The sequence below is a fragment of the Streptomyces sp. NPDC032126 genome (assembly GCF_055580085.1).
Genome location: NZ_JBVIMA010000009.1, coordinates 1 through 21,346, shown reverse-complemented (window position 1 = coordinate 21,346; position 21,346 = coordinate 1). Strand labels below are relative to the sequence as shown.

Annotated in this window: 17 protein-coding genes; 12 read left to right on the top strand and 5 right to left on the bottom strand. The window is 72.3% G+C overall.

What is annotated here, in order from left to right:
• Window positions 1–31 precede the first annotated feature (31 nt).
• Genes ACZ5NW_RS29490 through ACZ5NW_RS29480 form a run of 3 tightly spaced genes read right to left on the bottom strand, consistent with a single transcriptional unit; the run spans window position 32 to window position 2,856 of the window.
• The gene (locus tag ACZ5NW_RS29490) at window positions 32–1,348 is read right to left on the bottom strand and encodes a coenzyme F420-0:L-glutamate ligase (RefSeq protein WP_468746997.1); all 1,317 of its coding nucleotides are present in this window, start codon (window positions 1,346–1,348) and stop codon (window positions 32–34) included.
• Window positions 1,345–2,304 carry a 2-phospho-L-lactate transferase gene (cofD, locus tag ACZ5NW_RS29485; RefSeq protein ID WP_468746996.1) on the bottom strand — a complete coding sequence of 320 codons (960 nt, stop codon included), beginning with the start codon at window positions 2,302–2,304 and terminating at the stop codon, window positions 1,345–1,347. Before cofD ends, ACZ5NW_RS29490 begins: the two co-directional genes overlap by 4 nt.
• Window positions 2,305–2,337: 33 nt before the next feature.
• A complete protein-coding gene (locus ACZ5NW_RS29480) occupies window positions 2,338–2,856 on the bottom strand; it encodes a cysteine dioxygenase (RefSeq protein ID WP_468746995.1) in 519 nt (172 codons plus the stop codon).
• A 651-nt stretch (window positions 2,857–3,507) separates the two neighbouring features.
• Here ACZ5NW_RS29480 and ACZ5NW_RS29475 point away from each other — a divergent pair.
• From ACZ5NW_RS29475 to ACZ5NW_RS29465, 3 genes are all read left to right on the top strand, one after another.
• Entirely contained in the window at window positions 3,508–3,771 is a 264-nt protein-coding gene (locus ACZ5NW_RS29475) for a WhiB family transcriptional regulator (protein ID WP_003975777.1), read from the top strand.
• A gap of 244 nt (window positions 3,772–4,015) precedes the next feature.
• A complete protein-coding gene (locus ACZ5NW_RS29470; protein ID WP_468746994.1) occupies window positions 4,016–7,678 on the top strand; it encodes a glycosyltransferase family 2 protein in 3,663 nt (1,220 codons plus the stop codon).
• Window positions 7,675–9,192, top strand: a complete 1,518-nt coding sequence (locus tag ACZ5NW_RS29465) for a DUF5719 family protein (protein WP_468746993.1) — start codon at window positions 7,675–7,677, stop codon at window positions 9,190–9,192. The genes ACZ5NW_RS29470 and ACZ5NW_RS29465 overlap by 4 nt, the downstream gene beginning before the upstream one ends.
• 137 nt (window positions 9,193–9,329) lie before the next feature.
• Here the strand turns inward: ACZ5NW_RS29465 and ACZ5NW_RS29460 are convergent, their stop codons facing one another.
• The gene (locus ACZ5NW_RS29460) at window positions 9,330–9,785 is read right to left on the bottom strand and encodes a metallopeptidase family protein (protein ID WP_468747339.1); all 456 of its coding nucleotides are present in this window, start codon (window positions 9,783–9,785) and stop codon (window positions 9,330–9,332) included.
• Window positions 9,786–10,080: 295 nt separating this feature from the next.
• On the opposite strand from ACZ5NW_RS29460, the gene ACZ5NW_RS29455 reads away from it, so the two are divergent.
• The 8 genes from ACZ5NW_RS29455 to ACZ5NW_RS29420 all read left to right on the top strand — a co-directional run bounded on the left by ACZ5NW_RS29455 (window position 10,081) and on the right by ACZ5NW_RS29420 (window position 18,891).
• A complete protein-coding gene (locus ACZ5NW_RS29455) occupies window positions 10,081–10,503 on the top strand; it encodes a DUF3499 domain-containing protein (protein ID WP_468177446.1) in 423 nt (140 codons plus the stop codon).
• Between the two features lie 149 nt (window positions 10,504–10,652).
• The gene (locus ACZ5NW_RS29450) at window positions 10,653–12,017 is read left to right on the top strand and encodes a phosphomannomutase/phosphoglucomutase (RefSeq protein WP_468746992.1); all 1,365 of its coding nucleotides are present in this window, start codon (window positions 10,653–10,655) and stop codon (window positions 12,015–12,017) included.
• Between the two features lie 149 nt (window positions 12,018–12,166).
• On the top strand, window positions 12,167–12,337 hold the full coding sequence (locus ACZ5NW_RS29445; RefSeq protein WP_020940431.1) for a Trm112 family protein: 171 nt from the start codon (window positions 12,167–12,169) through the stop codon (window positions 12,335–12,337).
• Between the two features lie 501 nt (window positions 12,338–12,838).
• Entirely contained in the window at window positions 12,839–13,972 is a 1,134-nt protein-coding gene (locus tag ACZ5NW_RS29440) for an SIS domain-containing protein (protein WP_468746991.1), read from the top strand.
• A gap of 79 nt (window positions 13,973–14,051) precedes the next feature.
• Window positions 14,052–15,203, top strand: a complete 1,152-nt coding sequence (gene manA / locus ACZ5NW_RS29435; RefSeq protein WP_468746990.1) for a mannose-6-phosphate isomerase, class I — start codon at window positions 14,052–14,054, stop codon at window positions 15,201–15,203.
• A gap of 166 nt (window positions 15,204–15,369) precedes the next feature.
• Entirely contained in the window at window positions 15,370–16,350 is a 981-nt protein-coding gene (locus ACZ5NW_RS29430; RefSeq protein ID WP_468746989.1) for a cation diffusion facilitator family transporter, read from the top strand.
• Window positions 16,351–16,654: 304 nt separating this feature from the next.
• Window positions 16,655–18,112: an adenosylhomocysteinase gene (gene ahcY, locus ACZ5NW_RS29425; protein WP_468746988.1), complete on the top strand. Its 1,458-nt coding sequence runs from the start codon at window positions 16,655–16,657 to the stop codon at window positions 18,110–18,112.
• A 164-nt stretch (window positions 18,113–18,276) separates the two neighbouring features.
• Complete coding sequence (locus ACZ5NW_RS29420; RefSeq protein ID WP_468746987.1) at window positions 18,277–18,891, top strand: hypothetical protein; 615 nt, start codon at window positions 18,277–18,279, stop codon at window positions 18,889–18,891.
• Between the two features lie 67 nt (window positions 18,892–18,958).
• Here ACZ5NW_RS29420 and ACZ5NW_RS29415 read toward each other — a convergent pair whose 3' ends face one another.
• Entirely contained in the window at window positions 18,959–19,864 is a 906-nt protein-coding gene (locus ACZ5NW_RS29415; protein ID WP_468746986.1) for an RDD family protein, read from the bottom strand.
• 112 nt (window positions 19,865–19,976) lie between these two features.
• On the opposite strand from ACZ5NW_RS29415, the gene ACZ5NW_RS29410 reads away from it, so the two are divergent.
• Complete coding sequence (locus ACZ5NW_RS29410; RefSeq protein ID WP_468746985.1) at window positions 19,977–20,981, top strand: stage II sporulation protein M; 1,005 nt, start codon at window positions 19,977–19,979, stop codon at window positions 20,979–20,981.
• The last annotated feature ends 365 nt before the right edge of the window (window positions 20,982–21,346 follow it).

Sequence of the window (21,346 nt, the reverse complement as noted above, 5' to 3'; positions counted from 1 at the left end):
GCGTAGGGGGTGGACGTAGGCCGTCACCCGCTCACCGCACCTCGATGAACCCCTCCACCCCGCGCTCCCCGCGCGCCCGTGGCTCCTCCGCCGCGTGCCCCACGGCGACCGCGCCCATCGGATCCCACTCCGCCGGCAGCCCGAGCACCTCGCGCACCACCTCGCGGCAGAACATCGTCGACGACACCCACGCCGACCCCAGCCGCTCCCCGGCCAGCGCGACCAGGAAGTTCTGCACGCCGGCCCCCGCCGCCACGACAAACATCTCCCGTTCGGCCGCGTCCCGCCGCGCGTCGCCGTAGGTGTGCGAACCGTCCATCACCAGACACGGCACCACCAGGTACGGCGCGTTGCGCAGCACATCGCCGCGGCGCACGCGCTTGGCGATCGACTCCTCGCTCTTGCCGTCGCGCCGCAGATCGGCGATCCACGCCTCACGCATGGCGTCCAGCAGCCGCACCCGCGACTCCTCGGACTCCAGCAGCACGAACCGCCACGGTGTGGTGTGGTGCGGCGCCGGCGCGGTCACGGCCGCCGCGACCGCGCGTCGTACGGCACCGGGGTCGACGGGCTGGTCCGTGAAGGCCCGTACGGTACGGCGCTGGGTGACCGCGAGCCGTACCGCCTCGGAGGTGCCCAGCCGGAACATGTCGTCGTGCCCGGTGCGCACCAGGGCCCGGGCCCCCTCGCCGTCGTCCTCGGCCACCACGTGCGGCAGCCCGCGCACGACGGCGACCGGCCGGCCGGCCGCCTTGCCCTTCACCAGATCGCCGGCGGCGGCCAGTTCGTCCGCGGTCGCCACGATCGTCGCGCTCAGCGGATTGCCGTGCGCGTCCGTGCCGCCGCGCAGATCGTCCAGGACGCGCACGCCGGCGGCGCCGATCGCCACGTCCGTGAGCCCCGAGCGCCAGGGTCGCCCGAACGTGTCGGTGACCACGACGCCGACCGTGACGCCGAGGAGGGCGCGCAGGCCCTCGCGGATCGCGCGCGCGGACGCGTCCGGGTCCTCGGGCAGCAGCAGCACGGTTCCGGCGGGGGTGTTGGAGGCGTCGACGCCCGCGGCGGCCATGACCAGGCCCTGGCGGTTCTCGACGATCCGCAGGGTGCCGCGCCGGGCCACCACGCGTACCGTCTCGGCGTCGATCGCGGCCTCCCGGTCGGCGGCCCGCAGGATCCGTCCCTCCGCCTTGGACACGATCTTCGAGGTGACCAGCAGGACGTCCCCGTCGGCCAGCCCCGGTTCGGCGGCGGCGATCAACTTGGCGAGATCGTCCCCGGCCGAGACCTCGGGAATCCCCGGCACGGCCCAGACCCGATAGTCATGGCCCTCTCCCGCTGCCCCGCTCACGCCCCCCGCACCTCCTCCGCCAGTGCCAGCGCCTCGCGGGCCATCTCGGTGGTCGCGTCGAGGTCCGTCATCATCAGCGGTACCGCCCGGCAGCGGATGCCGGCCGCCTCGATCCGCTCCACCGAGCCCGCGTCCACGCTGTCCACGAGCCAGCCGTCGAGCAGCCCCGAGCCGTAGTGCTCGGCGACCGCCGCCGCCGTGGACTCCACGCCCACCGCGGCGAGCACCTTGTCGGCCATCCCGCGCACCGGCGCGTCCCCGACGATGGGGGAGAGGCCGACGACCGGCACGCCCGCGTTCGCGATGGCCTCCCGGATGCCGGGCACGGCGAGGATCGTGCCGACGGAGACGACCGGGTTGGACGGCGGGAAGAGCACGACGTCCGCCGCGGCGATCGCCTCCAGCACACCGGGCGCCGGCTTGGCGTGCTCGGCGCCCACCGGCACGACCGCCTCGGCCGGCACGGACGCGCGCAGCCGCACCCAGTACTCCTGGAAGTGGATCGCCTTGCGCTCGCCGTCGAGCTCGACGGCGACATGCGTCTCGACGCGGTCGTCGGTCATCGGGATCAACCGCACGCCCGGCTGCCACCGATCGCACAGCGCCTCGGTGACCGCGCTGAGCGGATAACCCGCGCCCATCATCTGGGTCCGCACGATGTGCGTGGCGAAGTCCCGGTCGCCGAGGCCGAACCACTCGGGCCCGACGCCGTACGCGGCGAGCTCCTCCTTGAGATGGAAGGTCTCGTCGGCCCTCCCCCAGCCCTGCTCCTCGTTGATGCCGCCGCCGAGCGTGTACATCACCGTGTCGAGGTCCGGGCAGACCTTCAGCCCGAAGAGGTGGATGTCGTCCCCGGTGTTGCCGATGACCGTGATGTCCGCGTCCGGCGCGGCCTGCTTCAGACCGCGCAGGAACCGGGCACCGCCGATGCCGCCTGCCAGAACCACAATGCGCATGCGCCAAGTCTTGCAGGCGGGTACGACAACGCGTCACGCAGTCACGGAACGCGCCTCGACGCCGGCCTCGGGACGGGCCTCGCAGTGCGGGGCCGTGTGCATGGGCATCTCGGTGAGGCCGGGGTGGTAGACGTGCAGGCTGACCGCCGGCTCCAGGGTGTCGTTGACGACCTCGTGCACATAGCCGGGCGCGAAGACCCGCTCGGCGCCCGCCCCCAGCGCGCGCGTGCCGCGCTCGGTCCGCTCGGTCAGCGTGCCGTCGAGCACGGTCAGCACACCGGAGGAGCGGCCGTGGTCGTGCAGCCCGCTGCCCTGACCGGGCACCCAGGACAGCAGCCACACCTCGTAGCCGGGGCCGGTGCGCAGCCGGTGGTACCAGCGACTGACCGCGTCATAGCGCACCAGGTGCTCCCACTGGGCGCGGTCGGCGGCGATGGAGCGGGCCAGTCCGACGAACTCGGCGACGGTGGCCGGGTGTTCGCGCGGGATCTGGAGCAGGTGGGGGACTTCGAGGATGTCGCCGGCGATCTGGAGGTCGCTGTCGCTGTTCATGGGGTGCGGTGGTTCCTCAGTGAAAGAAAGGTCAGAGGGAACGTAAGCCGAGTCACGGGAGGCTCGGCCCACAGCTGGAGCGGGTGTGGCTCAACAGCTGTGACAGCGACAGCGACAGCGAGCGCGGGCAGCACCGTGGGACCCGGCGGTGCGGGTCGAGGTGAGTGCCTGATTCGCGAGCATGCCCACAAGGACAGCGGTTCACACCCGGAGTGTCAACTCGACGCCCGCCATGTGGGACATGGTTCACCTCATCCGGTTCATCTCGGCGGCGAAAGGTTTGTTCATCCGCAGGCCCGGACACATGGCGCACAAGCCGGGCGCGCAAGCCTCGTTGTGATCCCGTGATCGGACCGTGATCCGGATGGCCACGACGCGCGCGTCGGAACGAGATCGACCTTCTGGGCGTCCTCCCCTGCACAGGCCCTGTGCGGGGCCGGAGGCCCTCCAGGGCTCCCTCTGCGTGTCAAGGTTTATGCCGATTTGAACACTTTCCGCACGGCCTTGGTTCCGCAGAGTGAATAAGGGGCCCAATAGCAGATCTCGGCTTGACTCGCCCGGAGCAGCACACTTGTAATTTCACTCGTGTCGTTCAGCCGAAATCGGTAACGGCCACGTCACGGGGACGCGAAAGACAGACGAGGGGCGCACATGACCGAGCTGGTGCAGCAACTGCTGGTCGACGACGCGGACGAGGAACTCGGCTGGCAGGAGCGCGCGCTGTGCGCCCAGACCGATCCCGAGTCCTTCTTCCCCGAGAAGGGCGGCTCCACCCGCGAGGCCAAGAAGGTCTGTCTCGCCTGCGAGGTCCGCTCCGAGTGCCTCGAATACGCCCTCGCCAACGACGAACGCTTCGGCATCTGGGGCGGCCTGTCCGAACGGGAACGCCGCCGTCTGAAGAAGGCGGCCGTCTGAAGGAAGTCGCGGTCTGAAGAGAGCCGCGGTCCGAAGCAGGTCGCCGTCCGACCCGAGGGGGCACCCCGGCCCCCGTCCACCGTCTTCGAAAGACGTTCGAACGGCCCGTCGCAGGTGGGTTATCCACAGGCGGCGGGCCGCGGTCATGCCCAGCCGATAGTGTGGTCGCTCGTCCGAGACGCCCCGCCACCCCCATATGGCACAGGCGTCCACCGCAGTCCATCGAACCGGGGCCCGTACCTCGATGACCGTGCACAGCCACCCGGCAGGGCATCACGAAGCCGCTGCCACACCAGAGTTTCCGCGTCATGTCGTGACCGCGGTCCTCGTCTCCCACGACGGTGCCCGCTGGCTGCCCGACGCACTCGCCGGGCTGCTCGGCCAGGAGCGACCCGTCCAGTCCGTCATGGCCGCCGACACCGGCAGCGCCGACGACTCCGCGCGACTGGTCACCGAGGCCCTCGGCGACGACCGCGTGCTGCACCTCGCCCGCCGCACCGGCTTCGGCCAGGCCGTCGAGGAGGCCAACCGCACCGCGCCGGTCCTCACCCCCGACGACCTGCCGTACCTGAAGCGGCCCAGCGGCTGGGACCCCGTCACGCGCACCTGGCGCGACGACGCCTACGACCTGCCCGAGCTGCCGCACGGCGAGCCCGTCCAGTGGCTGTGGCTGCTGCACGACGACTGCGCCCCCGAACCCGACGCCCTCGCCGAGCTCCTGCGGGTCGTCGAGACCGAGGCCGACCTCGGCCGCGACGACGTCGCGGTCGTCGGCCCCAAGCTGCGCGGCTGGTACGACCGCCGGCAGCTGCTGGAGGTCGGCGTCACCATCGCCTCCTCCGGCCGCCGCTGGACCGGCCTGGACCGCCGCGAGCAGGACCAGGGCCAGCACGACCACGTCCGCTCGGTGCTGTCGGTGTCCACCGCGGGCATGCTGATCCGCCGCGACGTCTTCGAACAGCTCGGCGGCTTCGACCGCCGGCTGCCCCTCATGCGCGACGACGTCGACCTGTGCTGGCGCGCCCACGCCGCCGGCCACCGCGTCCTGATCGCCCCCGACGCCGTCGTCCGCCACGCGGAGGCCGCCTCCCGCGAGCGCCGCGCCGTCGACTGCGCCGGCCGCACCACCGCCTCCCCGCACAAGGTCGACAAGGCGGGCGCCGTCTACACCCTGCTCGTCAACACGCGCACCGCCGCCCTGCCCTGGGTGCTGCTGCGCGTGGTCCTCGGCACCCTCCTGCGCACCCTCGCCTACCTCGTCGGCAAGGTCCCCGGACAGGCCGTCGACGAGATCCGCGGCCTGCTCGGCACCCTGCTGCGCCCCGAGCGGATCATCGCCGGCCGGCGCAGGCGCGGCCGCCCGGCCATCGACAAGGACGAGCTGCGGGCCCTGTTCCCGCCGCCCGGCGCGACCGTGCGGGCCACCTTCGAACAGGCCGCGGGCAACGTCTTCGGCGGCTCCGACACCGAGTCGACCGCGGCCGGACGACACGGCGGCGGACTGGAGTCCGGGCCCGGCGGCGACGACGCCGACTTCCTGGAGGTCGAGCAGTTCGCCCGCCTCAAGCGCATCGCCCGCAAGCCGGGACCGGTGCTCTTCCTGGTGCTGCTGCTCGTCTCCCTCGCCGCCTGCCGCAACCTGCTGGGCGGCGGCGCGCTCGCGGGCGGCGCCCTGCTGCCCGCCCCGGCCGACGCCTCCGACCTGTGGTCGCGCTACCTCGACGCCTGGCACCCCGTCGGCGCCGGCGGCACCCCCTCCGCGCCGCCCTACCTCGCGATCATCGCCACGCTCGCCACCCTGCTGTTCGGCTCGACCGGCCTCGCGCTCACGGTCCTGCTGGTCTGCTCGGTGCCGCTGGCCGGATGCACCGCGTACTTCGCCTCCCGCCCGCTCGTCGAATCCCGCCTGCTGCGCGCGTGGGCGGCCATCGTCTACGCCTTCCTGCCCGCCGCCACCGGCGCCCTCGCCGGCGGCCGCGTCGGCACCGCCGTCCTCGCCGTCCTGCTGCCGCTCATCGCGCGCGCGGGCATCGCCGCGAGCGGCCTCACGAGTCGCCCCGGCGCCCGCGGCAGCTGGCGCGCCACCTGGGCCTACGCACTGCTACTGACGATCACCACCGCGTTCACGCCGATCGTCTGGCCCATCGCCCTGACCCTCGGCCTCGCCGTCCTCGCCCTGCGCCGCACCGACCTCATCGGCTACGGCCCCCGCTTCCTGGCCCAGCTCGGCACCCCGCTGCTGGTCCTCGCGCCCTGGTCGCTGTCCCTGCTGCCGCTCGGCTTCTTCACCCAGGCCGGCCTCGACTACGGCGCCTCGGCCGCCGGCGCCCTCGACCTCCTCGGCGCCAGCCCCGGCGGGCCCGGCACGGTCGACGGGCTGATGCTCATCGGCGTCGTCCTGGCCGCCCTCGCCGCCCTCCTGCGATCGCAGCGGCAGTACGCGATCTGGATCGCCTGGGCGATCGCCCTCGTCGGCCTCGTCTTCGCGGCCCTGTCCAACGGCTCCACCTGGGCCGGCCCCGCCACCCTCGTCTACGGCATCGCCCTCATCGCCGCCGCCGTCCTCGGCGCCGACGGGGCACGCGCGCGCGTCGCCGAGCAGAGCTTCGGCTGGCGCCAGCCCGTCGCCGCCCTGATCGCCTTCGCCTCGGCCGCGGGCCCGCTGCTCGTCGCCGCCGGCTGGATGATCGGCGGCGCCGACGGCCCCCTGGAGCGCCGCGACCCCGTCCAGGTGCCCGCGTTCGTCGCCGAGGAGGCCGGCAACCGCGACCAGGCCCGCACCCTCGTCCTCGACAGCGACTCCACCGCCCACGTCGACTACATGCTGGTGCGCGGCTCCGGCGCCCGCCTCGGCGACGCCGAACTCGCCACCGCCGACGGCGAGAACGGGCAGCTCGACAAGGTCGTCGCCAACCTCGTCGCCGGCTCCGGCGCCGACCAGGCCGACCAGCTCGGCAAGTTCGCCGTCGCCTACGTCCTCGTCCACAAGGGCGCGCCCCGCGAGGTCGCCCGCGTCCTGGACGCGACCCCCGGCCTGAAGCGGCTCAGCCAGCAGGGCGGCAGCGCCCTGTGGACGGTCGACCGGGAGGTCTCCCGCGCGGCCATCGTGCCCGCCTCCGGCTCCGGCACCACCACCGCGGTCGCCGCCGGCCCCGTCGAGATCCACACCGAGATCCCCGAGGGCACCGACGGCCGCGTCCTGCGCCTGGCCGACACCGCCGCCGACGGCTGGACGGCCACCCTGGACGGCAAGCCCCTCAAGGCCACCACCCTCGACGGCTGGGCCCAGGGCTTCGAACTCCCCGCCTCCGGCGGCAGGCTGGACGTCGTCTACGACGACCCGTTCACCCACACCGCCTGGCTGTGGACGCAGGGCTTCCTCGCCCTCGTCCTCGTCGTCCTCGCCCTGCCCGGCCGCCGCCGCGACGTGGACGACGACCTCCCCGAGGAGGAACAGCCCCTGCCCGCCCAGGCCGTCGGCGGCGAGGGCCGCCGCGCCCGCCGCCTGCGCGACCGCGCCGAGGCCGAGGAGCCCGCCGGCGAGGAGGACCCGCAGTCCCCCGAGCCGGACCGGCCCCCGGCCGCCGTCCCGCAGCAGCAGCCCTACGGCGACTGGGACACCCCGGACTACGCCGGCGCCGGCTACGACACCTACGCGGGCGACCCGTACCAGGGCGCCCAGCAGTACCCGGCCGGCGGCTACGACCAGCAGACGTACGACCCCTACCAGGGCGGCCAGTACGACCCCTACGCGTACGAGGGCGGGACCCGTGCCTCGTACGACCAGACGGCGTACCAGCAGCCCTACGACCCGGCGTACGGCCAGGGCTACGACCCCTCCTACGACCCGGCGCAGCACCACCCCCACGGCACCGGCAGCGAGCGCCCCGACGGGAGCCAGCAGTGAACCGCACCACCCTGTCCCTGATCGCCGGCACGGCCGCGCTCACCGCCGTCACCGGACTCGCGGTGCTCACCGCCCCCGACACCACCGGCACCGCCACCGCCAAGGCGGCCGCCGAGATGCCCGTGGAGCGCACCAGCCTGGTCTGCCCGGCGCCCAGCACCTCCGAGATCGCGGAGACGGCGTACACGTCGTTCACACCCGTCGTCCGGGGCGCGAGCGGCAAGGGCACCGCCCAACTGACCGCCGCCACCGAGGAGTCGGCGGACCCGACGGCCGCCAAGGGCGCCAAGTCCGGCAAGGGCGGCAAGAAGAAGACCCCGGCCAAGCCGGTCCTCACCCCGAAGGCGCCCGGCACCCCGGCCACCGGATCCACCAGCGGCGGCGACACGCCCGCGTTCATCGGAACCGCCGAGGGCGGGTACGCGCCCGGCTGGACCGTGCAGGAGACCACCGAGGTCGCCGTGGGCACGGGCCGCGGCCTGCTCGGCGTCAACTGCACCGCCCCGGACGCCGAGTTCTGGTTCCCGGGCGCCAGCACGGCCGCCGACCGCACGGACTACGTCCACCTCACCAACCCGGACGACTCCGCCGCCGTCGTCGACATCGAGCTCTACGGCAAGGACGGCGCCATCGCGACGACGGTCGGCGAGAACATCACCGTCAAGCCGCACTCCACCGACCCCATCCTGCTGTCCACGCTCACCGGCGAGAAGCTCGACGAACTGACCGTGCACGTCAACGTGCGCAGCGGGCGCGTGGCCGCCGCCGTCCAGGCCCTGGACGCCAAACTGGGTGGCGACTGGCTGGCCGCCGCCGGCGACCCGGCGGAGAGCCTGGTCATCCCCGGCATCCCCAAGGACGCCGTCTCCGCCCGCCTGATCGCCTTCGCGCCGGGCGACGCCGACGCCGACCTCAAGATCCAACTGGCCTCCGCCAGCGGCCTGATCACCCCGGCCGGCCACGAGACGCTGCACCTCAAGGCCGGCATGACCACCGCGGTCGACCTGGGCGACGTCACGCGCGGCGAGGCGGGCTCCCTGGTCCTCACACCGACGGGCGGGAAGACGCCGGTCGTGGCGGCGGTCCGGATCGTGCGTGGCAAGGGCGACAACCAGGAGTCGGCCTTCATCCCGGCCACGGCCGCGGTCGGCCCGCGCGCGTCGGTCGTGGCCAACACGGCCAAGGGCACGACCCTCTCCCTGACGGCACCCACGGGCACCGCCCAGATCAAGATCACGGCCTCGGCGGGCACCGAGGCGGGCACGACGACGTCCAAGACGTACACGATCAAGGCCGGCACGACCCAGGACATCACCCCGCCCGTCCCCGCGGGCCTGAAAGGCACCTACGCCCTGACGGTGGAACAGACGACGGACACCCCGGTCTACGCCTCCCGCCTCCTGACCTCGACGGACAAGGACACCCCGGGCTTCACGATCCAAACCCTCCCGAACGACAGGGGAACGGTGTCGGTACCGGTGGCGGACGAGAACCTGGAGGTACTCCAGAAGTGATGGCACTTCTGTCGCCGTAGCTGCGGGCAGTCGTGCCGCTGGGGCGGCACGGGTGGGAGCAGCGGCACCCCGCCGGCGCTGGCGAGCGAAACCCACCCCCGGCCCAGCCCAACACCGGTCACCACGCGACGACCGGCTCAGTCCTCCCCGTACCGAGGATCCACCGTCTCCGGAGTAAGCCCCAACAACTCGGCAACCTGCTCGACCACGACCTCATGCACCAACGCGGCCCGCTCGTCCCGCCCCTTCGTACGAATCTCCACCGGCCGCCGGTACACCACCACCCGAGCCCGCCGCCCGTCCCGCGCCGCCACGGTCCCCCCGAGGGGTACCGCCTCGTCGTTCCACGGCCCGCGCCCCGCCGCCCCGTCCAGCCGAGGCACCTCCAGCACCAGGAAGTCGATCTCGGCCAGCTGCGGCCACCGCCGCTCCAGCCGCTCCACGGAGTCCTGCACCAGATCAGCAAACGCTTCCGCCCGGCTGGCCGCCAACGGCACCTGGGGCGGCGCGATGGGCCCCCGCATGCCCCGACCGTGTCGATCACGACGGCGGGGCCCGGGGCCTGCGGCACGGGGCGGTACGGGGTTGTCCATCACTACTGAAGCGTAGTCCCCGGCACGCCCCGGCGCCCCGCCCCACGCGCCATCACCGTCACCGTCCGGCCACTGATCACCGCGTGTCGCAGGATGACCATTCCAGCCAAGGTTGGGCTCGATTCCGTATCTCTCCGAGACCGGCAAGCTCATGGCAATTGAGGGCGTTTGTCCCGACAGGCGACCGGATCCATCCCCGAAGCCTTCGCTAAAGACTGGCGTTCATGCAGGTCAGCGGGGTATGACAGGAGGTGCCCGTGAGGCGTTTCACAACACGACACGGTGGAGTGACCTGGTGGAGAGTCGTCGCGGCCCGCTCAAGAGTGCGGTACCGTCCAACGTCGTGAGCCCTGTACGTCGCTGTTCGCGAACCGCCTGCGGCCGACCCGCCGTCGCGACGCTGACGTACGTCTACGCCGACTCGACCGCGGTCCTCGGCCCGCTCGCGACCTACGCCGAACCCCACTGCTACGACCTGTGCGCCGAGCACTCCGAGCGCCTCACCGCGCCCCGCGGCTGGGAGGTCGTCCGCCTCCTCGACGGCTCGGCCCCGGCCCGGCCCAGCGGCGACGACCTGGAAGCGCTTGCCAACGCCGTCCGTGAGGCGGCCCGTCCGCAGGAGCGGGCGGCGGGCGCCGGCGGCGGGAGCCGCGCGGCCGACCCGATGGAGGTCGCCCGCCGGGGACACCTCCGCGTCCTGCGCTCGCCGGACAACTGATTCCCCCCGCCCGTTCCTGGGCGGACCCCTTGCGGGCGCCTTTTGACCTGGACGTTACGTCTGGAAGTCCACCCAGCGGACCCACAGCGGAGTGCCGGACCGGACGGGTAGTTTTGGGCCGAACCACAGGACTTTCAGAAGGGTTGGCCGTGGCTGCTGATCTGTCGCAGATCGTGAAGGCGTACGACGTACGCGGGGTCGTCCCGGACCAGTGGGACGAGTCGCTCGCGGAACTGTTCGGAGCGGCGTTCGTCCGGATCACCGGCGCGTCGGCCATCGTGATCGGCCACGACATGCGGCCCTCGTCACCCGGCCTGGCGGCCGCCTTCGCGCGCGGCGCGTCGGCCCGGGGCGTCGACGTCACCGAGATCGGCCTGTGCTCGACGGACCAGCTCTACTACGCCTCGGGCGCGCTCGATCTGCCGGGCGCCATGTTCACGGCCTCGCACAACCCGGCGCAGTACAACGGCATCAAGCTGTGCCGCGCCGGCGCCGCCCCGATCGGCCAGGACACCGGCCTCGCCGAGATCCGTGAACTCGCCGAGCAGTGGCTCGCATCGGGCGCGCCCGCGCCGACGGCCACGCCGGGAACCGTCACGCGCCGCGACACGTTGGAGGACTACGCGGCGCATCTGCGTTCCCTCGTCGACCTCACCGCCATCCGCCCCCTGAAGGTCGTCGTCGACGCGGGCAACGGCATGGGCGGCCACACCGTCCCCACGGTCTTCGCCGGCCTGCCCCTCACCCTCGTCCCGATGTACTTCGAACTCGACGGCACCTTCCCCAACCACGAGGCCAACCCCCTCGACCCCGCCAACATCGTGGACCTTCAGCACCGGGTGCGCGAGGAGGGCGCCGACCTCGGCATCGCCTTCGACGGCGACGCCGACCGCTGCTTCGTCGTCGACGAACGGGGCGAGCCGGTCTCACCGTCCGCGATCACCGCCCTGGTCGCCGCCCGCGAACTCGCCAGGAACGGCGGCAAGGGCACGGTCATCCACAACCTGATCACGTCCTGGACCGTCCCGGAGGTCGTGAAGGAGAACGGCGGCACACCGGTCCGCACCCGCGTCGGCCACTCCTTCATCAAGGCGGAGATGGCCCGGTCCGGCGCGATCTTCGGCGGCGAGCACTCCGCCCACTACTACTTCAAGGACTTCTGGAACGCCGACACGGGCATGCTGGCCGCCCTCCACGTCCTCGCCGCCCTCGGCGGCCAGGACGGTCCCCTCTCCGGCCTCGTCGCCCAGTACGACCGCTACGCGGGCTCCGGCGAGATCAACTCCACGGTCGACGACCAGGCGGCCCGCCTCGCCGCGATCAGGGCGGCGTACGCCGACCGCGCCGACGTCACCGTCGACGAACTCGACGGCCTCACGATCAGCGCCGCCGACTGGTGGTTCAACGTCCGCCCCTCCAACACGGAGCCCCTCCTCCGCCTCAACGCGGAGGCCAGGGACGAGGCGACGATGACGAAGGTACGCGACGAGATCCTGCACCTCATCCGCGCCTGAACCGGGCCGTTCCCCAAGGCCGGCGGGGTACGTCACCGCCCCGTCCCCGTGGCCCGGCCGACCCGCGCCGGGCCCCTTCCCGGCGGTACGCTGACCAGGCGCGCCCGCGCACAACCGCACACCGCACCACCACCCCGAAGGGACATCCCATGCCGCTCGAAGCCGGCCTCCTGGAGATCCTCGCCTGCCCGGCCTGCCACGCCCCGCTCAAGGAGCAGGACGCCGAGCTGATCTGCACCGGTCAGGACTGCGGCCTGGCGTACCCCGTCCGCGACGGCATCCCCGTCCTCCTGGTCGACGAGGCCCGCCGCCCGGCGTGACCACAGGGCGCCCACCCACCCCCAGCCGCGCTCCCTCCCGCCCGGCAGCACCCCTTCACGCCCTCCCCACCACCGACGCCCCGGCGCGGCACCGCCACGGCCACTCAGCCCTGCCGGCCCCAACCGACAGCCGCTCCGCGAAGCTTCCGTCAAAGAGCGGCCATCTCCCGATCAGCCGCGCCCGTCAATCTGCGGCCGTCAATCTGCGGGCAGCTGCCGTCGACCGGCGCGTCCGTCAGACGCCGACCAGCTCCCGGTCAGCCGTGCCCGCCCCTCCGCGGCCGGCTCCCGTCAGCCGCATCCGCCCATCCGCCCCTCCGCGGGCAATCGTGCCGCTGGGGCGGCACGGGTGGGCGCGGGCGGCACCCCGCCGGCGCCGGGCTGCGCAACCCACCCCCGGCCCACCCCCGCCCACCCGCACCTCACCACCAACAGCCCCCCGGTACCGCACACCCCGCCGCACCCCTACCCCCCGACCCCCGGCGACCGGAGACTGACCCCATGCTCGACGAATCGCTGCTGGACACGCCGGAGGCCCTCGCCGAGGCCGACCGCCGCGCCCTGCTCCGCGGCGCCGCAGAAGCCGGCGCCCGCGTCCGTACCGCCGCCCGCCACGCCACAGAGGCCGGCGTCCACGAACTGAAACCGGACGGCCGCCCCCGAGCCATCCTCATCGCCGGCCCCGGCGCCGCCGCAGCCTGCGTCGCCGACCTCCTCCGCACCCTCGCCGGCGCCGCCTGCCCCGTCACCCGCCTCGCCCCCACCGGCGTAGCCCCCGCCGCGGGCGCCCTGCGCTGGGAACTCCCCGGCTGGGCCGGCTCCGTGGACCTTCTCCTCATCGCCACCCCCGACGGCACCGAACCCGGCCTCTCCCTGCTCGCCGAGCAGGCGTACCGCCGAGGCTGCACCGTCGTCGCCGTCGCCCCCGCCCGCTCCCCCCTCACGGAGTCCTCCGGCGTCGCCCACGGCCTGTTCGTCCCGATGGCGGCCGCCCCCTACGAACACGACGAACAACAACCCCCCACCGCGTCCGCCCCCGGCGTACTGTGGGCCCTGCTCACCCCCCTGCTCGCCCTCCTGGACCGCATCACCCTGATCTCCGCCCCCACCGAGGCCCTGGAGAAGGTCGCCGACCGCCTCGACCACATCGCCGAGCGCTGCGGCCCCGCCATCGCGACCTACAGCAACCCCGCCAAGACCCTCGCCGCCGAACTCGCCGACGCGCTGCCCGTCGTATGGACCGAAGGCGTCTCCGCCGGCCCCGCCGGCCGCCGTTTCGCCGCCGCCCTCGCGGAACTTGCCGGCCGCCCCGCCCTCGTCGCCGAACTCCCCGAGGCCCTCGCCGAACACAGCGCCCTCCTCGCCGGCCCCCTCGCCGCCAGCGCCGACCCCGACGACTTCTTCCGCGACCGCGTAGAGGAAGCACCCGCCCTGCACGCGCGCGTAGTGCTGCTGCGCGACCGCCCCATCGAGGGCCTCACCGCCGCCCGCGCCGCCCGTGAGCTGGCCCTCAGCCACGACACGCCGATCAGCGAACTCGAACCCGAACCCGGCGACGAACTCGAGACCCTCGCCGAACTGATCGCCATCACGGATTTCGCCGCCATCTACCTCGCGCTCGCCACGGGAGCTTGACGAGGCTGGTGTAACCCTCTGGGCCATCCCTGAGCGTCGTACGCGCCGCACGACAGAGAGAGCAGGCAGAGACAAGCGCATGGACCGCCTCGACAACACCGTCCGCCCCTACGCCTGGGGTTCGCCCACCGCGATCCCGCACCTCCTCGGCGTCGAGCCGACCGGCGAGCCGCAGGCCGAGATGTGGATGGGCGCCCACCCCGGAGCCCCCTCGCGCACCGCCCGCGGCACCCTCGACGAGGTGATCCGGGCCGCCCCCCAGCAGGAACTCGGCCCCCGCGCCGTCACCAGGTTCGGCCCCCGCCTGCCCTTCCTCCTCAAGCTTCTCGCCGCCGGCGCCCCCCTCTCCCTCCAGGTCCACCCCGACCTCACACAGGCGAAGGAGGGCTACGCCGACGAAGAGCGCCGCGGCATCCCCCTCGACGCCGGCCACCGCAACTACAAGGACGCCAACCACAAACCCGAACTCATCTGCGCCCTCACCGAGTTCGACGGCCTGTGCGGCTTCCGCGACCCCGCCCGCACCGCCGACCTCCTCGAAGGACTCGGCGTCGACTCCCTCAAGCCGTACGCCGACCTGCTGCGCGCCCACCCCGAGGAAGCCGCCCTGCGGGAAGTCCTCACCGCCGTCCTCACCGCCGACCGCACGGAGATGGCCAACACCGTTGCCGCCACCGCGTCCGCCTGCGACCGCCTCGGCGGCCCCTACGCCCCCTACGCCGGCATCGCCCACCACTATCCCGGCGACCCCGGCGTCATCGCCGCCCTGCTCCTCAACCACGTCCGCCTGCAACCCGGCGAGGCCCTCTTCCTCGGCGCAGGCATCCCGCACGCGTACCTGAACGGCCTCGGCGTCGAGATCATGGCCAACTCCGACAACGTCCTGCGCTGCGGCCTGACCCCCAAGCACGTCGACGTCCCCGAGCTCCTGCGCGTCGTCCGCTTCGAACCCGGCGACCCCGGCGTACTGCGCCCCGAGGCGTCCCCCGACGGCGAAGAGGTCTACGAGACGCCCATCGACGAGTTCCGGCTGTCCCGGTACGTCCTCCCCGCGGGCACCGCCGCCCACGACCTCACCCGCCCCGCCCCGCAGATCCTGCTGTGCACGGCGGGCGCCGTCCGGGCGGGGGAGTACGACCTCACCCCCGGCCGGTCGGTGTTCGTCCCGGCGGGCGAGACGGCCCGGGTGTCCGGCACGGGAACACTCTTCCGGGCCACTGTGATCGTATGACCGGACCTGTGGACACCTGACGCGCCCGTGCCCGGGCGGGCTGCAAGAATGACCCACCGGCAAAGGACGGGCAAAGCCACGACGAGGCTGGACCCCGGACGGCGTACGCACGAAGGCGATACGTACGAAGGCGATACGTACGAAGGCGAAGGGACAACGCGGACACATGAGCGCGTCAGGCGGCACCAAGGCGATCGTGGCGGCACTCGGCGCCAACCTCGCGATCGCGGCATCGAAGTTCGTGGCGTTCGCCTTCAGCGGCTCCTCGTCGATGCTCGCCGAGGGCGTTCACTCGCTCGCCGACTCCGGCAACCAGTTCCTCCTCCTGATCGGCGGCAAGAAGGCGCAGCGCGAGGCCACCCCGCAACACCCCTTCGGGTACGGCCGCGAGCGCTACATCTACGCCTTCCTCGTCTCGATCGTCCTCTTCTCCGTCGGCGGCATGTTCGCCATCTACGAGGGCTACGAGAAGATCAAGCACCCCCACGAGGTGGAGCACTGGTACTGGCCGGTCGGCGTCCTCGTCTTCGCGATCATCGCCGAGGGCTTCTCGTTCAAGACCGCCATCCAGGAGTCGAACGAACTGCGCGGCAAGCTCTCCTGGTCGCAGTTCATCCGCCGCGCCAAGGCCCCCGAGCTGCCCGTCGTCCTCCTGGAGGACTTCGGCGCCCTCATCGGCCTGGTCCTCGCCCTCGGCGGCGTCGGCCTCGCCCTGATCACCGGCGACGGCGTCTGGGACGGCATCGGCACCCTCTTCATCGGCATCCTCCTCGTCCTCATCGCCCTCGTCCTGGCCGCCGAGACCAAGTCGCTGCTCCTCGGCGAGGCCGCCGGCCTGGACGAGGTGAAGAAGATCGAGGCCGCGATCGTCGACGGCGACACCGTCACCGGCGTCATCCACATGCGCACGCTCCACCTCGGCCCCGAGGAACTCCTGGTCGCCGCCAAGATCGCCGTCCAGCACGACGACACGGCCACCGAGGTCGCCTCCGCCATCGACGCCGCCGAGGCCCGCATCCGCAAGGCCGTCCCCATCGCCCGCGTCATCTACCTGGAGCCGGACATCTACAGCGAGGCAGCGGCCGCCCAGGGCCCCGACCCCCAAGCCACCCCCGGCGGCCCGACCCCCCACGCCGCCGACCACTGACTCACCCGACCGAACCCGGCCCCCACCCGCCCACCGCACGACCAACCCCCCGTAATCGGCGCGATCTGTTCGGACGCGGACTGGGGACGACGGCGACCAGCGTGTAGCTTTGAACGGAGCCAGACGTCGCTGCTGATGGCGGTCGGGCGGTCCCGACACGGACCGACCGAGGGAGAGAGGGCCTCCGACGGACTGCGCTGCGCGCACGCGGGCATGCCTGTGTCCCCTCAGGGCACCCCTGTGTCCGCCGCCGCGCAGACCAGCCCTACCCACACCTCGCCCCAACCCCGAGGAGCAGCCCGCAATGACCACTGTCGACAACCGACAGGACTTCAAGGTCGCCGACCTCTCCCTCGCCGCCTTCGGCCGCAAGGAGATCACGCTCGCCGAGCACGAGATGCCCGGCCTGATGTCGATCCGCAAGGAGTACGCCGAGGCGCAGCCCCTGGCCGGCGCCCGCATCACCGGCTCCCTGCACATGACCGTGCAGACCGCCGTCCTGATCGAGACCCTGGTCGCCCTGGGCGCCGAGGTCCGCTGGGCGTCCTGCAACATCTTCTCCACCCAGGACCACGCCGCCGCCGCCATCGCCGTCGGCCCGAACGGCACGCCCGAGAACCCCCAGGGCGTCCCGGTCTTCGCCTGGAAGGGCGAGACCCTGGAGGAGTACTGGTGGTGCACCGAGCAGGCCCTGACCTGGCCGAACAGCCTCACCGGCGGCCCCAACATGATCCTGGACGACGGCGGTGACGCCACCCTCCTCGTCCACAAGGGCGTCGAGTACGAGAAGGACGGCAAGGTCCCCTCCGTCGACACCGCCGAGTCCGACGAGCACCGCGTCATCCTCGAACTCCTGCACCGCACCATCACCGACGGCTCGCAGAAGTGGACCCAGCTGGCGTCCGAGATCCGCGGCGTCACCGAGGAGACCACCACCGGCGTCCACCGCCTGTACGAGATGCAGCGCGACGGCGTCCTCCTCTTCCCGGCGATCAACGTCAACGACGCCGTCACCAAGTCGAAGTTCGACAACAAGTACGGCTGCCGCCACTCCCTGATCGACGGCATCAACCGCGCCACCGACGTCCTCATCGGCGGCAAGACCGCGGTCGTCTGCGGCTACGGCGACGTGGGCAAGGGCTGCGCGGAGTCCCTGCGCGGACAGGGCGCCCGCGTCATCGTCACCGAGATCGACCCGATCTGCGCCCTCCAGGCGGCGATGGACGGCTACCAGGTCACAACCCTCGACGAGGTCATCGACAAGGCCGACATCTTCATCACCACGACCGGCAACAAGGACATCATCATGGCCGCCGACATGGCCAAGATGAAGCACCAGGCCATCGTGGGCAACATCGGCCACTTCGACAACGAGATCGACATGGCCGGCCTCGCCAAGGTCCCCGGCATCGTCAAGGACGAGGTCAAGCCGCAGGTCCACACCTGGACCTTCCCCGACGGCAAGGTCATCATCGTCCTGTCCGAGGGCCGCCTGCTGAACCTGGGCAACGCCACCGGCCACCCGTCGTTCGTGATGTCCAACTCCTTCGCGGACCAGACCCTGGCCCAGATCGAGCTGTTCACCAAGCCCGACGCCTACCCGACCGGCGTCTACACGCTGCCCAAGCACCTGGACGAGAAGGTCGCCCGCCTCCACCTGGACGCGCTCGGCGTGAAGCTCACCAAGCTGCGCCCCGAGCAGGCCGCGTACATCGGCGTCGAGGTCGACGGCCCGTACAAGTCGGACCACTACCGCTACTGAGCCCCCCGCCCGCACCACGTCGGGCCAGTGACGGCAGAACCTCAGAGGCAGGCCCCCGCACCCCCGTGTCGGGGGCCTGCCCCTTGGGCCCGTCGACCGGACCACCGCACCCAGCAGGGCGCCGGCGGACCCGCCCGACCAGCTCGTCAGACCTCAGGACCCCCATGCCCCGCGGCCGCTATTCGCTCCACGATCCGCACGATCACACCCCTCTCGCGGAAGAACACTTCCAGTGCGCCCCGGGCCCCTCCGGCTGGCGCTACGTCTCCCAACTGACCACCCCCAGCGGCGATCACCGCGGCTCCGTCGACCTCACCCTCGACGACCTCGGCCGCCCCATCCGCCTCGAACTCCACGCGGGCGGCTGGCAGGTCCGCGGCGCCGCCCTGGACGGCGTCACCTGGGTCCGTACCGACCCCACTGGGGTCCATGCCACCGAAGGCAACGTGCGCGCCCACGCCTTCACCGGCACCTCCCCGGCGTTCCTCATCGCCACCACCCGTCTCCTGCGCCTCACCCCTTCCGCCTCCGCGACCCGCGTACGCCTCGTGACCTTCACGGACCCGGTCCTCGCCCCGCGCACCGTCGACCAGTCCTGGGCCCTGCTGGAAAGAGAAGCACACGCCACTGACAACGGCCCCCTGACCGTGGACGAATACCAGGTCACAGCCCTGGACACCGGAGAACAGCACACCGTCCACATCGCCGGGGACGTGGTCCTGGCAGCCCCGGGAATCGAGCTGGAGGACCTCGCTTCACCCCCGTCGACGTTCCCCTGAGACACGGGCCCCGCAGCCGGACAGGGGAGGGCCCCACCAGCCCCACCCGCACCCGAGCCGGGCCGCATCAAGCCGGCGGCACGAACCCCGTCGCGGGCCGATCCCCCGAAGACGACGCAGGACGCCGCTCGTCCTCACCGGCCACCGGCCCGGAGCCCGCCCCCACACCCCCGGCCACACCCCCACCACCGCTCACCGCCGGACCGTACACACCGCCCACCGACGCACCCCCACCAGCCCGTCGCACCTCCCGCCCCTGCCGCTCCTGAACCACCGCGGCCAAATACGCGGCCGGAGGCACCCCCTGCGGCACGGGCACCCCGGTCCGCGCCGCGAGATCGCCCGCCAGACGCTCCGCCATGCTCCAGCCGACCTGCGGATCCAGCTGATGCATCCGACCGAGGTACTGCCGCACGGCCAACCACAGACCATCCGGCACCGCCGACAGATCAAGCCCGGAGAAACGTCCCGCCAGCCACGGAGGAGGCGGCGGCGCGAAACCCGCCCGAGCGACCGGCACCCGCTCCCGCACCACCAGCGTCCCCGCGAACACATCCCCGAGCCGCCGCCCCCGCGCCGACACCAAAGAGGCGATACACGCCACGACCCCGCCCGTCAGCAGAATCTCCACCACCCCGATCGCCCCCCGCACGAGCGCGTGCCGGAACCGGATCGGCCCCCCGTCGTCCCGCACCACCCGCAACCCGCACGCCATCTTCCCGAGCGAACGCCCATGACTGAGCGTCTCGACCGCGACCGGCCCACCCACCAGCACCAGCAGGAACGAAGCGATCGACAACGCGAACCGCACCGCCTCGTCCAAAGAAGCCGTGGCCACCACCAACCCGATCGTCACGATCACATAGACGGTCAGAGCCAACGTCAGATCCAGCAACACGGCCAGCGCCCTGCTGGGCAACCTGGCGGGCCTCAGCTCCAGCGCCACCGCCTCACCCGTCACCAGCTCACTCACGTCCGCCGCCCCTTCCCTGACCTGCCCCAAGAACGGCCAGTCTGCCAAGCTGAGGACACATCGCGCCGCGGTACGAAAAGCTGACACGAACAGCCGAGGAGCAGGCACCCCGATGGACCTCGACGTCTTCGTCTCCACTCACCGCGCCGAGTGGGACCGGCTCGACGCCCTGCTGCGCAGGCGCCGCCTCACCGGCGCCGAGGCAGACGAACTCGTCACCCTCTACCAGCGCACCGCGACCCACCTCTCCCTGATCCGGTCGAGCGCACCCGACCCACAACTCACCGGCCGCCTCAGCCAACTCGTGGCACGCGCGCGTAGCGCCGTGACCGGCACCCGCCGGGCCTCATGGCGCGACGTCACCCGCTTCCTCACCCATGGATTCCCCGCCGCGGTCTACCGCTCCCGCCACTGGTGGGTACCCACCGCACTCGTGTCCACTGCCGTGGCCGTCGTCCTGGGCTGGTGGATAGGCACCCACCCCGAGGTGCAGTCCACCATCGCCACATCCAGCGAACTGCGCGAACTGACCCGCCCCGGCGGCGAGTACGAGACCTACTACTCCAGCCACCCCGCGGCCGCCTTCGCCGCCCAGGTCTGGACGAACAACGCCCAGGCCGCCGCGATGTGCCTGGTTCTGGGCGTCTTCCTGGGCCTGCCCGTCCTCTGGATCCTGCTCCAGAACATGCTCAACCTCGGCATCGGAATCGGCCTCATGTCCTCGGCCGGACGCCTCGACACCTTCCTCGGCCTGGTCCTCCCGCACGGCCTGCTCGAACTGACCGCGGTCTTCGTCGCCGCCGGCACCGGCCTGCGCCTCGGCTGGACCGTCATCGACCCGGGCCCACGCACCCGGCGCATCGCCCTCGCCGAGGAAGGCCGAGCCGCCGTGGGCATGGCGATCGGCCTGGCCCTGGTCCTGTTCGTCTCCGGCGCCATCGAAGGCTTCGTCACCCCGTCCGGCCTGCCCACCTGGTCCCGCATCACCATCGGCGTCCTCGCCGAGCTCGCCTTCCTTGCCTACGTCTATGTCCTGGGCGGACGCGCGGTCCGTACCGGCGAGACGGGTGACGTCGAGGCCGCGGAACGCAGCGCCACGCTGCCGACAGCCGCTTGATGTGCGGACACGGCCGCTGAGCTGCTAGTCTCCTCTTCGCCCCGCAAGAGCCGTTGACACGGATCAAGCGGGGAGGTAGATTCGAACAGTTGCCTGGAACTGGGCGTGACCCGGTCGGCGACAGTGAGAATCTATCGGCATCTCGGAGTATCGATTCCGCAGAAGCCTCCTCCGATGAATCGGGAATGAATGGCCGCCGGTCAGACCGGCCCAGAACTTCTGATAAAGTCGGAACCGCCGGAAGGGAAACCGCGAAACAAAAGCGGAAGCCCGGAAAGCACCGAGGAAATCGGATCGAGAAAAGATCTGATAGAGTCGGAAACGCAAGACCGAAGGGAAGCGCCCGGAGGAAAGCCCGAGAGGGT